This window comes from Robertmurraya mesotrionivorans (assembly GCF_050971805.1).
Taxonomy (GTDB): Bacteria; Bacillota; Bacilli; order Bacillales; family Cytobacillaceae; genus Robertmurraya_A.
In genome coordinates this window covers 227,096-241,896 of record NZ_JBPCCH010000005.1, presented here as the reverse complement: position 1 = coordinate 241,896, position 14,801 = coordinate 227,096, and the positions used below count along the sequence as shown (strand labels likewise).

Annotated in this window: 13 protein-coding genes; 2 read left to right on the top strand and 11 right to left on the bottom strand. The window is 36.4% G+C overall.

The genetic code is table 11. The annotated features are described in order from the left end of the window. Positions 1-14: 14 nt before the first annotated feature. The 6 genes from ACRX5O_RS11530 to ACRX5O_RS11505 form a co-directional block, all read right to left on the bottom strand. On the bottom strand, positions 15-1,850 hold the full coding sequence (locus tag ACRX5O_RS11530; protein ID WP_433906079.1) for a carbohydrate-binding domain-containing protein: 1,836 nt from the start codon (positions 1,848-1,850) through the stop codon (positions 15-17). Positions 1,851-1,962: 112 nt separating this feature from the next. Beyond that, complete coding sequence (gene fbp, locus ACRX5O_RS11525; protein WP_433906078.1) at positions 1,963-3,894, bottom strand: fructose-1,6-bisphosphatase; 1,932 nt, start codon at positions 3,892-3,894, stop codon at positions 1,963-1,965. Positions 3,895-4,059: 165 nt separating this feature from the next. Further along, positions 4,060-4,545, bottom strand: a complete 486-nt coding sequence (locus tag ACRX5O_RS11520) for a nitroreductase family protein (protein WP_433906077.1) — start codon at positions 4,543-4,545, stop codon at positions 4,060-4,062. A 213-nt stretch (positions 4,546-4,758) separates the two neighbouring features. Next, the gene (locus ACRX5O_RS11515; RefSeq protein WP_433906076.1) at positions 4,759-5,220 is read right to left on the bottom strand and encodes a MarR family winged helix-turn-helix transcriptional regulator; all 462 of its coding nucleotides are present in this window, start codon (positions 5,218-5,220) and stop codon (positions 4,759-4,761) included. A gap of 151 nt (positions 5,221-5,371) precedes the next feature. Continuing rightward, entirely contained in the window at positions 5,372-5,908 is a 537-nt protein-coding gene (locus ACRX5O_RS11510) for an ABC transporter substrate-binding protein (RefSeq protein ID WP_433906112.1), read from the bottom strand. A 34-nt stretch (positions 5,909-5,942) separates the two neighbouring features. Next, entirely contained in the window at positions 5,943-6,518 is a 576-nt protein-coding gene (locus ACRX5O_RS11505; protein ID WP_433906075.1) for a GNAT family N-acetyltransferase, read from the bottom strand. Between the two features lie 283 nt (positions 6,519-6,801). On the opposite strand from ACRX5O_RS11505, the gene ACRX5O_RS11500 reads away from it, so the two are divergent. Continuing rightward, a complete protein-coding gene (locus ACRX5O_RS11500) occupies positions 6,802-7,242 on the top strand; it encodes a DUF5392 family protein (protein WP_433906074.1) in 441 nt (146 codons plus the stop codon). A 45-nt stretch (positions 7,243-7,287) separates the two neighbouring features. On the opposite strand, the gene ACRX5O_RS11495 is transcribed toward ACRX5O_RS11500, so the two are convergent. The 3 genes from ACRX5O_RS11495 to ACRX5O_RS11485 all read right to left on the bottom strand — a co-directional run bounded on the left by ACRX5O_RS11495 (position 7,288) and on the right by ACRX5O_RS11485 (position 11,381). After that, the gene (locus tag ACRX5O_RS11495) at positions 7,288-9,072 is read right to left on the bottom strand and encodes an ABC transporter ATP-binding protein (RefSeq protein WP_433906111.1); all 1,785 of its coding nucleotides are present in this window, start codon (positions 9,070-9,072) and stop codon (positions 7,288-7,290) included. A gap of 22 nt (positions 9,073-9,094) precedes the next feature. After that, positions 9,095-10,858 (bottom strand): ABC transporter ATP-binding protein, encoded by a 1,764-nt coding sequence (locus tag ACRX5O_RS11490; RefSeq protein WP_433906073.1) that lies wholly within the window; start codon positions 10,856-10,858, stop codon positions 9,095-9,097. Positions 10,859-10,955: 97 nt separating this feature from the next. Next, positions 10,956-11,381: a MarR family winged helix-turn-helix transcriptional regulator gene (locus ACRX5O_RS11485; protein WP_433906072.1), complete on the bottom strand. Its 426-nt coding sequence runs from the start codon at positions 11,379-11,381 to the stop codon at positions 10,956-10,958. Positions 11,382-11,914: 533 nt separating this feature from the next. Between ACRX5O_RS11485 and pdxR the strand changes: the two genes are divergently transcribed. Continuing rightward, positions 11,915-13,354 carry a MocR-like pyridoxine biosynthesis transcription factor PdxR gene (gene pdxR, locus ACRX5O_RS11480; protein WP_433906071.1) on the top strand — a complete coding sequence of 480 codons (1,440 nt, stop codon included), beginning with the start codon at positions 11,915-11,917 and terminating at the stop codon, positions 13,352-13,354. A gap of 52 nt (positions 13,355-13,406) precedes the next feature. On the opposite strand, the gene ACRX5O_RS11475 is transcribed toward pdxR, so the two are convergent. Both ACRX5O_RS11475 and ACRX5O_RS11470 read right to left on the bottom strand, forming a co-directional pair. Beyond that, positions 13,407-13,853: a YfmQ family protein gene (locus ACRX5O_RS11475; RefSeq protein ID WP_433906070.1), complete on the bottom strand. Its 447-nt coding sequence runs from the start codon at positions 13,851-13,853 to the stop codon at positions 13,407-13,409. Positions 13,854-14,038: 185 nt separating this feature from the next. Continuing rightward, complete coding sequence (locus ACRX5O_RS11470) at positions 14,039-14,746, bottom strand: GntR family transcriptional regulator (RefSeq protein WP_433906069.1); 708 nt, start codon at positions 14,744-14,746, stop codon at positions 14,039-14,041. Between the last annotated feature and the right edge of the window lie 55 nt (positions 14,747-14,801).

Here is a 14,801-nt window from a genome sequence, read left to right as displayed (position 1 = left end):
CTTCACCCTCTTTTTTACCCATTCAGCCTTGTCATCACATCTGAGATTGTAAAATCTACTACGATTGTTCCACCGCTATAATCGCTGTCTGTGTATAAACCATTCGTTTCAGTTCCTGTTGAAGAACCTCCTGAATATAACGTATAGCTAGAATCTTTCGCTAAGTCCGGTGAACTTATATATAGTGACTGATAATCTTTTTCTGGTGCAAATGTGGCGATCGTATTTCCTTCACTATCTGCTAGATGAACAAGTGTTCCTGCCGCCTGCGTTTCTGGGTATGTCATCATAATTGCATATTGTCCAGACGTCTCGGAGCTAGTTTGTGTTTTCGTACTTCCAGCTGCAACTAATACTCCTCCCGTTATTTCAAACGTCTCAACATAGTCTATTTGACCATTTCCAGCATCCGTTGGTCCATTCACAACGACTGTACCATCCGTCATAACAAATGATCCATTGGAATCCAGCCCATCTCCCAGTGAATTTACAGATACATATCCGCCAGTAATCTGAATAAGATGATCCTCTGAAGTACTTTCAACCATATTGTCTCCTGAGGAATCAGCTCCGCCACCCACATTTAGACCATCATCAGCAGAGGTAATGTCGATCGTTCCACCTGCAATCGCAACAATTTTACTTTCGATTCCTTCATAAGTCTTTGTAATTGTAATATTACCACCCTTAGTCACTACCGAAGAATCGGCGTGAATCCCATCATCTCCAGATGCAATTGTAATTTCCCCAGCTTCGAATAAAACACTATCGCTACTGTGAATGGCATCATCAAATGAATCAATCGCAAATGTCCCTCCACCAATCGCAAGCTCCGTTGTCGCCTTCAGACCTTTTGCACTCGTTGTTTCTGTAGTAGTTGTGGAGTCATCGGAGTGTCCTCCACTAGCAAACTCATTTATTCCAATTGTTTCAGGACTTCCACCACCCGTTGCAATAGTATAAGCTCCATCTAATACATAAAGGGAAGTTTGCGCTTGGATCCCGTCATTGTCTGCTACAATGTTATATGTTCCACCCTCAAGGGCAATATTTCCTTTTTCAGCATCTTCATCATTTGTTGATTTTATTCCATCACCGCCAGCTGTAAGCGTCAAATTCCCAGCTTGAACAGCTACTAAGTCTCGTCCAACAATGGCATCATCTTCAGCTGTAACCACAATATTGCCGCCTGTAATTCTTAGCTCATCTTTTCCAATAATTCCATCATTAAAGTTCGCTTCTACTGTAAGCTTACCATCTCCATTGATGGTTAAATTATCTTTACTAAAAATAGCTGAATTAGGTTCCTCTTCTTCTTTATCCTCGTATACATATTGCGTTCCATCAGAAATTGTATTCTCTGTCCCCTCAGGTAAGGAAATCACCGTCTTTTCAGCATCCTTCACATAAATAGGAGCAGAAGTACTGCTATGAATGTCTACTCCATTTAAGACGAGTCGAACGGTACTTTTATCCTCCGCTTCCACAACGATTTGACCATCATCTAATGTTCCACTAAGAACATATACCCCACCCGTACGGATGTAAATCGTACTTACAGAAACAACCACAGCTCCTGATCCTTCATAGGTGGCTGCACCCCCATTCAATTGAATATACGTTGGGTCCTCATCTTTCCACTCTGTATAAAGATCATCTTCGCTGTATGTAGCTAGCTTACTTACAACCGTTTGTATATTTCCATCTCCAATGGTACTTAAAGTGTCAATATTTACTCCAGAAGAGGTACTAGTTGATGTTGAAGTAACTTCACTATTGCTACAAGCAAATAACAAGGTTGCACATACCAATGGTGCCATCCACTTTGTAAATCTATTATTTTTTTTCATTATTCGGCTCCTTTTTTTCTTGTTGAGCCTATTATGTTGTATCAACCTTAACAAAACCTTAAAGAAAGAAAGTTTATGTAAAAAAAAACAGGACAGTGAGCACTGTCCCGGCTTATTTCATATAACGGTATTCTCGCAAACTATTTAAAATAGATATTTCCTGTAATAACTCTTCTCCAACATTCGTTTCTCTTACCTTTTTTCTTTCGAGCTCTTTATCTACCAATCTTTTTACTGATAAAACATCTGTTCCATTACATAGAACTTCTTGTTTTGAATTAAATTGCTTATGAGCCACCAGCTGCATACCGTAGGAATTATATAATAACGTGTAACCCGCTATCCCTGTTGTTGATTGATACGCTTTGGAAAATCCTCCATCTATGACAAGCATTTTACCATTTGCTTTAATTGGGTTTTCTCCTTCGATTTCTTTTACTGGTGTATGGCCATTGATAATATGACCTTGATCGGGATTCAGACCAAACTCGTCTAGAATTTTACGGCATATGTCCTCGTTTTCACGTAAATAGTAGTATGGGTTCTTTTTCTCTTTATGGGTTTCCTTATCTTTAATGAAGTATCGCTCAAAGGTTGTCATGGCTCTTTTCCCAAAAAGAGAAGAATATTCTCCAGTCCATAAATACCAAACCATATCTGTCGCGAGATCATCAGTCTCTTCTGGATGAGCAAAAGCATGACGTAAATAATGTTCAAATTTATCCAGTAATTCCCGACCAGCATAGGTTTTATTCTCAATCACCATTTTCTCCATTTGTCCTTCTTCGTCTAAAGGAATACAGCCATGGATTAATAGGTTTCCATTATATCTCAAATAAAGACTGCCTTTTTTCATAAGAAAATTCATATGCCTTGCTAACTTTTCGGAATGCTGTACAGAAAATAGCAGTCTTTCCATTACTTGTTCTTCTTCCTCTAATAATTGCTCTGGCTGTTCAGGATTGACCGTTGCAAAGCAGCTATTTTCCAGTGAGTATGTTTTTCCATGGATGTTTATTTCGTTTTTGTCATAATCAACTTTTTCAAGCAAAAGCCTTTCTGACATATTAAAGTTCGGCCGTCTCTTGATGATAGGCATTTCAAGTTTAAACTGAATCATAGCAATCGCTTGATGAATTTTCGTAATTTGTAACTGTTCATGGTCAGATAATTTTTTATCTGTATGTAGCTTCGGTCTAAAGGCTGGATTGTCCTCATAGTATTTCTCGGCTAGGTTAAGAAGTGGTCTCAAATTGATACCATATACATCTTCTATAATATCTAGATTATCATACCTAGCACAGATTCGAATAATATTTGCAAGACATACCTTTGACCCCGCAAAAGCACCAAGCCACAGGACATCATGATTTCCCCACTGAATATCAACCGAATGATAATTTATGAGAGTCTCCATAATTTTATCAGGCTCTGGTCCACGATCATAAATATCTCCCACCACATGAAGATGGTCAACAACCAATCTTTGAGTAGTATAAGCTAGACCAATTATGAGCTTTTCTGCCTGTCCTAAGGAAATAATTTGTTGAACAATCTTCGTATAATATTGTTCCTTATTGTTGGAATCATCTGCCTTATAAAGTAATTCTTCAATTATGTAAACAAACTGATTAGGCAATGCTTTACGTAATTTCGAACGTGTATATTTGGAAGAGGCATACGATATGAGCTTTATCATACGATAGATGATTACTATATACCATTGGTTAACTTCTTTATCATTTCTAAAAGTATTTTTTACTAACTGTAATTTTTCTTCTGGATAATATATTAATGTAGCAAACTCATTCATTTCTTTTTCAGTTAAAACATCTTGAAACAGGTCTTTTATTTTTTCCTTTACATTTCCCGATCCATTTCTTAACACATGCTGAAAAGCTTGATACTCCCCATGTAAATCACTAACAAAATGTTCTGTTCCCTTTGGAAGATTAAGGATCGCTTCAAGATTAATAATTTCCGTTATAACTTTTTCTTCGCTATCATATTTTTGGGCCAGTAAATCTAAGTATTTTGGATTCAAGGTATGTATCCCCTTTCACTATTCAACATTATTTTACACTTTAATAGATTTAGAGGAAATACTATATTTTAAAAGAAATCGTATTCTATAACCCAAATAATTCCAATTTCAAAATAAAAAAAGCGGTGACTCCCTATAAGAGACACTGCTTTCAAGGCACATTATTTATGAAAGATACTTAATTTTTTCTTGTATAGATGTTCTTTCTTTTGGTTGACTAATCTCTTCTGGATAGCCGATCCCAAACACCCCGATACAATCGTACCCATCTGAAATACCCATGATTTCACGATTTTTAGCTGCATACCCCATGGAAGACCAGAAAGTTCCAACTCCTTCTGCCCAAGCAGCTAAATTCATATTCTGAACAAAACAAGCTGTGGCAAGAGCATTTTCATAAGTCTCTATTTCCGTTGATCCGTGTTTGGATAGGATCGCTAGTACAACAGGTGCATGACAAAAATTTGTTTTATGATTTAATTTTGTTCTTGTTTCTGGCCCAATCATATACACTTCCCATGGCTGAGTCATTTTATGATTAGGAGCCATTGTTCCTGCTTCTAACCATTTGTTAATTTGTTCTGGTTCAACCATATCCGGTTTAAATTTTTTGATATTTCGTCTAGAATAAATGTTTTCTAAAATGTTCAAGATATTTCCTCCCCTTGGTTCTGTTCATTAACTTACACGTTTAAACTGACTGGTATAAAGCTCATAATAAAATCCTTTTTTCTCTAAAACACCTCTCTATAAGAAGGCAAAAAATGCAATGATACAAGAAAACTAGGTTGAATAACGCCACCAATATTTTATATTATATAGCGAACCTAACTATTTAACCGGCTGAAAGCCGAACAAATCCTGTTATTCTCCTTCTCTACAGTGTGAACCATGTAGCTTAAGATTTGCTGTCATTTTCATCATAATTTCAACCAGCGTGTTCTGTTCCTCCTGGGTAAGCTGATTAAATGGACCAGCCATCATCTCCATTCGGGAATGTTTCATTTTAGAGATCATTTCTTTTCCAGCATCAGTTAATTTTACGATGCGTGTTCTTGCATCATTTTTATCCGGTTCACGGTAAACCGTTCCAGCTAACTCTAATCGATCAATCATTTGAGACATGGAACTCGAACGAACTTCTAGCCGCTCCGCAAGCTGACCGATTGTACATCCATCTTGTTTGGCTAGAAAACGTAAAATCATCCACTGTGTCTTCGTAATCTCGGTTCCTTCTTGGCTATTCCTTTGGCTCCTCTTCATGTGTCGACCAATCGCTTGAACACAATCTACAAATTGCTCTAATTGTTTTTCCTGTGATTCCATTATTTAGTCACCTCATATTTTAAATAATATAGCGAACCTAAATAACTGTCAAATAAAAAAACCTGCTACACTTCCTTAGGTACACGAAAATGACTTAGTATCTAAGTTATTAGAATTAAAACAACCGGAACAATCGTCCCGGCTTCCCTCACTATTCTAGTGCTGCTTTTACTTCTTCTGTCATTGCTTGTGTAGATGTAATACCGTTCCCAGCAATATACCAGTTAACCGCATCTAGGTAAATTATTTTCCCATTTTTATAAGCATTTGTTTTCTTAACTAGCTCGTTTTCGATCGTTTCTTTTGCTCCTACTTCTCCACCTATAGTAGCAGAGCGGTCAATTACAAAAATAACATCTGGATTTTTCTCTAGAATATATTCAAACGTAATGCTTTGACCGTGCTGAGAAACCTCAAGGTTTTCATCTACTGCCTTAAAACCAAACGCATCATGAACGAATCCATAACGTGAACCTGGTCCATACGCACTTATTTTTCCTTCGTTAGCTAATAAAATCAGAGCTTTACTTTCAGACGCAGATGCTTCTTTATTTACCTCATCTATACTTGCTTGTAGCTCTTCCATTTTAGTTTCTAGTACATCCTCTTTTTCAAACAGTTCAGCAACAAGGTTGAAGTTTTCTTCAAGAGAAGGAATGTAGTTCGCATAATCAACATCAACAAATATTGTTGGGGCAATCTCAGCAAATTGATCATATAACTCAGCTTGTCTTCCTGAAATAAAAATAAAAATCCTCCTTTAACAATGAATACATATATAAATCATCAAATTTTCCACGAGTATATTCATATTTTCTCAGTAAACCTTCCTTAATAAATCCCTGTTTCTCAACTAACCTTTGGGATAATAGGTTAGGAGGTTCAATTAATGCTTCTATCCTTTGAAACCCAAAGTGTTGAAAACCATACGCAATTATCGCTTTTAATGCCTCTCCTGCTATTCCTTTTCCCCAGTAATCTCTGCTCAACTCAAATCCAATCTCTGTACGGAAATGCTGAGAAACAAAGTTATGAAAACCACAACTACCAATAATTATTCCTTTTTCTTTTAACGTAATTCCCCATCTTAATCCTGTTTTGTTCTTTTCAAGGGATTGATACCATGAAATCTCGTCCAACGCATCGTCGATGGACTTAAAGGGTTCCAACCCATAATATTTCATTACTTCTCTATCAGAAAGGTAGCTAAATATATTGCTCGCATCGTCTTTTGTAATTTTTCTCAATACCAATCTATCCGTTTCAAGATTTGGAAATGTATGAATCTCTATAGACATAGTCACCCACCCTTATCAGTTATTTCATTTCCATCATTGTACCATTTTTAGACAAATAGAATCATGGTTCATAATTGACAGAAACCCCTGATTTCCCTATAATAAAATTATAAATTTCATACTTCCTAAAGGGGAGTAGCTTTTACAACAAGGTCGTCATTACGGAGCGTTTGGCTCTCGGCTTTGTTGGCAACTACTGTTGTTAGCAAGACCTTTACCAATTTATTTTGGTAAAGGTCTTTTTGTTTTTTATCCAAAAAATCAAGGGAAAGGAAGAAAAAATATGAACCTTTTCACGAAGGAAATGCCAAATTATATTAAAAGAGAAATCGAACTAATGCAGGAAAAACTTTCTCCATTAATGAAGAAGGTATCTAGATATGCGTTATGGACCATGCCCTTAATTTGGGTGTCACTTTTCAATCTTGGATATGTATTATTTTTTGGCCAGATCAATCAAGAAACCCTACCTACGATACTAATCTACGCCATAATTGGTGCACTTGGATTCGCTTTATTTCGGGAGCTAAGATTTCACCAAAAAGAAATTCGAAAGCAAAGCTCGGCATATATTATTGATAGAATTAACAATAGTGAAGTCACTACTGATTACCATAAGAAAGAATATATTAATCTTATAAAAGAACAGCCAAACGCTCATGCAATCAACCATTTTATTCAATTCTTAATGGAAGAAAACCAAAGAAAGCATATGCTTCAATAATTAATAAACACCCTGGAGATATGGATCTTCAGGGTGTTTATATTTTTAGGATGCATCCTCAAACTGACTATTATATAAATCTGCATAAAATCCATTTTTCAAAAGCAATTCTTGATGCTTCCCACTTTCAATAATGTCTCCATCCTTCATTACAAGAATTAAGTCTGCATTTTTAATAGTTGATAGTCTGTGAGCAATAACAAATGAAGTTTTGCCCACAGTTAGCTTATCCATTGCCTCTTGAATCAATAATTCTGTACGAGTATCAACGGAACTTGTTGCTTCATCAAGGATCAGCAACGGAGCATCCTCTACCATGGCACGAGCGATGGTAATTAACTGTTTTTGTCCCGCAGAAAGATTGGCTTTATCATCTAGTACTGTGTCATACCCATTAGGAAGGGTTGTAATAAAGTGATGTAAACCCACTGCTTTGCAGGCTTCCTCTACCTGTTCATTTGTTACTCCTTTTCGAGAGTATACAATATTTTCTCGAATCGTCCCTTCAAACAACCATGTATCTTGAAGTACCATACAGAATAGTTCATGGATATTTTGTCGTGTAAGGTTACTTGTTGGAACACCGTCGATTAAGATTTCTCCACCATTCACTTCATAAAAACGCATCAATAGATTAATCAAAGTGGTCTTCCCAGCACCTGTAGGACCGACAATCGCCACTTTTTGCCCTGCATTTGCCTTTGCGGAAAAATCCTTAATAACCATTTTGTCTTGATTATATCCAAAGTTAACATGCTTAAACTCCACATCACCTTTTGCACTTTCCAGTCTTAGTGTCTTGCCGCTTTCATTTGCCAATTCTTCTTCTCCAAGAAATTCAAATACACGTTCACTCGCTGCGGTTGTGGACTGAAGATTTGTAGCTGCTTGTGCAAGCTGTGATAGAGGTTGTGTGAAGAGACGAATGTAAATCATAAAGGCAACAATCACACCAAACGAAATACTACCATTAACTGCAAGCACAGCTCCAACTAAACAAACCACCACATATCCGAAGTTACCAACAAACATCATGAGCGGCATCATTAGACCAGACATGAATTGAGATTTCCATGCGCTATTGTATAGGCGTGTGTTAATTTCGCGAAACGTTTCCTTTGCTTCTTTCTCTCCGTTATATACCTTCACTACATGATGCCCCGTATAAATTTCTTCAATATGACCATTCAATTTCCCTAGCTCTTTTTGCTGCTGTGCAAAGTATTTTTGAGATTTTGAAATGATGAACGTCATAAGCGCAAACCCTAAAATGGTAGAAAGAACAGCTGAAAAAGCCATAATCCAGTTCGTGTAAAACATCATGATCAGTGAGCCAACAAACATGGTAATAGCTGATACCAATGTACTTAAACTCTGATTCATCGTCTGTCCAATCATGTCAACATCATTTGTTACACGGCTAAGGACATCACCTGTACTTGTTGAGTCAAAATATTTTAGAGGCAATCGATTGATTTTCGTTGAAATCTCTGATCGTAACTTTTTTGACACTCTCTGAGTGACAGTCGCCATAATATATCCTTGGATGTAGTTGAAAATAAACCCTAACCCATATAGAAAAGCAAGAATCGTTGCAATATTTACCACAGCATCAAGATCAATGCTTGTCATCAAGCCCTCTGTAATGAAATCAGTTATTTGACTAATTAGTTCTGGTCCAACGATATTGAAAACTGAACCTAGCATAGCAAGGACTAAGGCAACAGAAATAATTGGTATATATGCTCTACAATAGGATATGAGCTGTTTTAAGGAGGTTTTATTGATCCCTTTTGAAGGGGGTGGTCCTCCATGTTGAGGATGCTTCATTGCATTAGATTTATGTTTTTTCTTATCCAATTTCAAGCTCCTCCTTTGACAATTGAGAATAAGCAATTTCTTGATATACCTCGCAATTGATCATAAGCTCTTGATGCGTACCCATGCCGACGACTTCCCCATCATCTAAAACAACAATTCGGTCTGCATCTTTAATGGTACCTATGCGTTGTGCAACAATGATCGTTGTGGCATCCTTGATTTCCTTTTTGAGTAATGAACGCAATATTCTATCTGTCTTATAATCTAATGCTGAAAATGAATCATCGAACAGATAAATTTCGGGTTGTTTGAAAATCGCACGTGCGATAGACAATCTTTGTTTCTGTCCGCCAGAAATATTTGTACCACCCTGAGCAATTTCACCTTCGTAGTGATTCTCCATTTTTTCAACAAATTCTGTTGCTTGTGCAATTTCTATCGCTTTTTTAATATTCGCTTCGTTTGAATCAATGTTTGCATTGTAACCATAGGCTACATTGGAAGTCACGGTACCCCTAAATAAAACAGCTTTTTGAGATACATACCCTAGCTTATCGTGTAATGCTTCTTGTGAATAATTCTTCACGTTCATTCCATTAAAGAATATTTCTCCCTCCGTAGCATCATAGAATCGAGGGATCAGATTAACTAATGAAGTTTTCCCACTACCGGTGGACCCAATAATTGCCACCGTTTCTCCTTTATGTGCTGAGAAGGTGATATTACGAAGGTTATAGTCTTTTGCGTCTGGATATTTAAAGCTAACATTACGGAATTCAATTTCTCCAGAAAGACCTTCCTTTCCATCCGTCAAGTTTCCATCTATAATTTTTGCCTTTGTATTTAGTACCTCGTTAATACGTTTGGCAGAGACAGATGCACGAGGAAGCATGATAAACACAAACGAAAGCATCATAAAGGCCATGATTACCTGCACCGCATATGACGAGAATACAACCATATCTGAGAACAAGGATAAGCGATCAGGTACTGCAGCCTGGTTGATTAAAAATGCTCCAATCCAATAAATGACTAGACCGAGGCCAGACATTATAAGTCCCATAGTCGGCATCAATATCGCCATGACTCGGCTTGTAAATAAATTCGTATTCGTGAGATCATTGTTCGCTTTGTCAAATTTCTCTTCCTGATAGCTTCCAGCGTTGTAGGCATGAACGACCCGAATCCCAGACAAATGTTCTCTTGTTACTCGATTCAAATTATCCGTTAACGTCTGAATCACTTTAAACTTTGGCAAAGCGACAATAATAATGACTGATAGCATGACAATGAGAAACAATACGGCAAAACCAGTAGCAGCCGTCCATTGCCAGCTTTTTCCCATGATTTTAAGAACTGCCCAAACCGCTAAAATGGGTGCTTTAACTAAGACTTGAAGCCCAGTTGCAATAAGTAGTTGAATTTGGGTAATATCATTGGTTGAGCGTGTAATCAAACTCGAGGTGGAAAAACCATTGATTTCTTCCATCGAGAAGGACATCGTCTTTTCAAATACCATTTCACGTAAACGAACAGAAAATCCCGCTGCAACTTTTGCGGCAAAAAAGCCTGTAATCATAGCTGCTATCATACTGCCCACTGCACAAAGAAGCATATATCCACCTTGTACGAGAACCTCACTCATTTTGCTACCTTCTGTCTGGACGAGCATTGTAATTTCATACATATAGTCAGGGAGTTTTAAATCAAGCCAAACCTGTGCGACAATAAACACCAAGCTGCACAAAATTAACAACCAGTCTTTTCCCTGAAGATGCTTAAATATCTTTATCATTCATATACCCCCTAACAATACATTTCTCTATAAATCTAATAGTGTTAGATACTTCACTAATTAAAAGCAGACGTATATTATGTGCCTGCATGATTGATTATTCACTTTCAATTGTAATGTCGGTTATTCTTTTCAAGATACGAACAAATTCTTTCGCATCATGTTCCCCAAGCTTTTCAAGTGTTTGCTCAATCATCGATAACGCCTCTTTGCGTTCCTCTTCCATAAAATGAATTCCCTCTTCAGTAATCGTGACAATGACAATGCGTTTATCATTAGCATCTCTGCTTCGTTCAATAAATCCTTTTTTGGATAAACTATTGAGTGCCGATGCCACACGAGGAGTTGTTAAATATAATGCCTCACTAATTTCACCGGAAGTAGCACTCCTCTTAGCATAACTTAGGAAACCTAATATTTTCTTTTCTCCATGTGAAATGTCTTCCACTTTTTTCTGAAATGGCATCTTAGCTGTTCTCGTCATATTACGTAACAGCTCTTCCGCCAACTCTTTATAATCCATCTTAAGCTCCCTTCCAATTTATCTAACCCTATTAGATAAATTACTCCTGTTCAACCTCTGTTGTCAAGTAAAATAGAAAAACTACCAAAAAATCCTTGGTAGTAAAGGAGTTATTGGTAGTTTTACTTCTTGTTTTGCAACTATGGGTGCCACCATATATATCCTCCAAGGGCAACTAAAGACAGGACAATTATAGCTACATAAATAAGGGTAAGGTTCATTGTATTCTTCTTGACTGAATTCCTATAGTTGTCGTCGCTCTTCCCTGTTAATACTAACGTAAGAATGACAGAAATAAATAGGATGATAAATACTAAAATAATAAGAAATAACATCATACACCTCTTGTTGACAGCTTTATTAAAAATACTATTAAATTAATTATACAGAGTTTCCAACTGATTTAACCCATCCAATTTTCCAAAATACCGACCATCCAATCAGCCAACAACATTGTAAAAATGCTATTTATTTTCTGATTGATGCTTTGTTCGATATAATTAAGTATCTTATATTAAATGATGGTGAAGACAATGGAATGGAAACCAGACAAACAAATAGATATCCCTATTTATCAACAAATAGCTAATTATATTCAAAAGAGAATAGCCTACGGAGAGTATCCCCCTGGAACCCTACTTCCATCTGAACGAAAGTTAGCAAAAGATTTAAAAGTGAATAGAGCGACCATTGTAACAGCCTATGATGTATTATATTCGAATGGCATGATTGAACGAATCAAAGGAAGTGGAACAAGGGTCCACTCAGATGTTTGGGGATTAACTCGTTCACGGGTCCCTAATTGGGATCTCTATGTCGAACGCGGGTCTTTTTTACCCAATCTTCCTCTATTCCAACAGATCAGGGATGAAGTGTTAGAAAAGGATTTAATCAACTTTGCTAGTGGAGAATTGGCAAGTGATTTAATGCCGAACACGATTTTTAAAGAACTCTTATCAAAGAATGACTTCCAACAATCACTTGGATATGACCATCCACAAGGAAACCTTGAGCTTCGCAATAGCTTAGTTGCTCATCTTAAGACACATAAAAATATCAATTGCTCTAGTCAATCTATTCTTATTACGTCAGGAGCACAACAGGCATTGTATTTAGTGGCTCAATGCTTGTTGGAAAAGGGAGATGCTGTCGCCTATGAGGACCCTTCTTACGCCCATTCCCTCCCCATCTTTCGAACAATGGGGTTAAAAACCTTTAAACTACCTGTAAATGAAGATGGGATTAATCCAGATGATATTTTAAAATTATATCAAAAACATAATATTAAGATGCTATTTTTAAATCCAATTTTTCAGAATCCAACTGGTACCATTCTGCCTCTTGAAAAAAGAAAACGGGTACTAGAAATTACAAATGAACTAGGTATTCCTGTTGTAGAAGACGATCCTTATAGTCTAGTATCCTTTTCAGAAGAAATCGATACCTCTACCTTAAAGTCTATTGACGATGCAGGTAGTGTTTTATATATCAGTTCTTTTTCTAAAATTGCAGCCTCCGGATTGAGAATTGGTTGGATTATTGGACCAGATAAAATTATTCAGCGTCTGGCAGATGCCAAACAACAGATAGATTTTGGACATAGTATTTTCCCACAATGGTTGGCCAGTGAATATTTACAATCACACTACTTTGATCAAAACCTACATTCTTTAAAAGAATTACTTGCTGAGAAAAGAAATATCCTTATCTCCTGCTTAAAAGAAGAACTTACTAACGAATTATCTTTCCATGTTCCTGAAGGTGGCATCCATATTTGGTGTAAATTGCATGGAGAAATAAATGAGTATCATCTGCTTGAGGAATCGTTACGTAATGGAGTGGCTTTTGTTCCTGGGTCCCTTTTTGGATCAAAAAGAGGTTATATCCGACTTACCTTTGGTCGTGTCGACTCACATCTCATTTCTGAAGGGGTACAAAGACTGAAACGATCCTTTGTAAAACTAATAATATAATAAAAAACGAAAGGCACCTACAATGGTGATTTCCTTTCGTTTTTGTTTACGTTTAAATTACTTTCTCACCTTTTGAAATAAAGTATTCTTGTAATTTATCTGAATGGATATTATACGCAACAACCTTTTTCTTGAACTGTTTGACAACATCAATTGAATTCTTGTCATTATATAGATGTAGTCTCACATCGATGTTCCCCATTTTCGCGTCAATAATGATGTGTTTCCCATTCTTTTCTGGTGGTAAGAATGAATATTCTGTTCCTGGATAAATATAATATTTTTCCATAAAGATCGCTTCATTAAAGTACTTAATAAATACCACTTTCTCTTCATGATCCATTGAATGTCCATCTATAGTTACTGAGACACCTTGATCATCAAGCTTTGCGTGCGTTGCAAACTTACTCATAATCCATTCAACTGCTCCTAGTGGAAGAACGGTTGGTAATACTTTTACTAGACTTATAAGAATTAAAAACAAAATAGTCCAGACCATGCTTTATCATCTCCGTAGGTGTTTAAAAATAACAATTTTTTCGTTGATTATTCGAATAATAACATAAAATGAATGTTTCTAAACCATCCTATTTTGATAAAAACTCACCATCCACTTTCCTTAAATGGATCGTTAGAAAAACAAAAAACGGTCAGAAACAAGAGTCTAACCGATTTAGCTTTCATTTATTTAAAATTAATCCGATTTAAGATCTTGGCTTTTTGATAATGAAAAATGGATTTTGATAATTCAAAAATGGTTCCGTTTGCTAAGCATACCGTATTTTCAATAATTAGTGCAGGATCTTCAGGTTTTACATTCAACAATTTTGCCTTCTCTTCATCAATCTTTTCACAGTTGACTACTTTATCAGCAAAGCTAATTTGTAACTTTAAGTCCTCTATTAGATAACTGTAAATAGAAGTTTTCGCAATGTCTTCATTTAAATAAGGAACAATATCTTTTTTAAAATAACTTATCTCAATGGAAAAAGGTTCCCTGTCCACTGCTCGAAGCCTTTTACAAAAATAAAGCTTTGCCCCCTTTTCACATCTTATTTTCTCGGCTGTATCTTCATCTGCCTCTATTACGTGTAATTCCAAGATTTGGGTGTCGATTGTTTTTGAAGTTAAATCTTTCGTTAACCCTCTAAGACTTCCTAAATTAATATAATCTGTTACTGATTTATCCCTTAAAAACATTCCACTACCTTGTACCTGATAAATATAACCTCTATTCACAAGCTGAGTAATGGCTTTTCGTATCGTATTGCGGCTCACTTCGAACGTTTTCATTAGTTCTTCTTCTGTTGGCAATTTCTTTGTTGTATCAAATTTTCCATCACGGATATCCGATTCGAGCTGGTCAGCTATTTCTTTATATTTTACAGCCATAGTATCTCCCTATTTGTCGTTCATTCTTATTCCCTCTATTATACACAAAACCTCT

Bases quoted from the DNA above. Each gene is read 5' to 3' on its own strand.
- pdxR (WP_433906071.1), top strand. From the start codon at position 11,915: ATGGAATGGAAACCAGACAAACAAATAGATATCCCTATTTATCAACAA.
- ACRX5O_RS11505 (WP_433906075.1), bottom strand. From the start codon at position 6,518: ATGTCTATAGAGATTCATACATTTCCAAATCTTGAAACGGATAGATTG.
- ACRX5O_RS11470 (WP_433906069.1), bottom strand. From the start codon at position 14,746: ATGGCTGTAAAATATAAAGAAATAGCTGACCAGCTCGAATCGGATATC.
- ACRX5O_RS11500 (WP_433906074.1), top strand. From the start codon at position 6,802: ATGAACCTTTTCACGAAGGAAATGCCAAATTATATTAAAAGAGAAATC.
- ACRX5O_RS11515 (WP_433906076.1), bottom strand. From the start codon at position 5,220: ATGGAATCACAGGAAAAACAATTAGAGCAATTTGTAGATTGTGTTCAA.
- ACRX5O_RS11495 (WP_433906111.1), bottom strand. From the start codon at position 9,072: ATGAAGCATCCTCAACATGGAGGACCACCCCCTTCAAAAGGGATCAAT.
- ACRX5O_RS11485 (WP_433906072.1), bottom strand. From the start codon at position 11,381: ATGGATTATAAAGAGTTGGCGGAAGAGCTGTTACGTAATATGACGAGA.
- ACRX5O_RS11530 (WP_433906079.1), bottom strand. From the start codon at position 1,850: ATGAAAAAAAATAATAGATTTACAAAGTGGATGGCACCATTGGTATGT.
- ACRX5O_RS11490 (WP_433906073.1), bottom strand. From the start codon at position 10,858: ATGATAAAGATATTTAAGCATCTTCAGGGAAAAGACTGGTTGTTAATT.
- ACRX5O_RS11475 (WP_433906070.1), bottom strand. From the start codon at position 13,853: ATGGTCTGGACTATTTTGTTTTTAATTCTTATAAGTCTAGTAAAAGTA.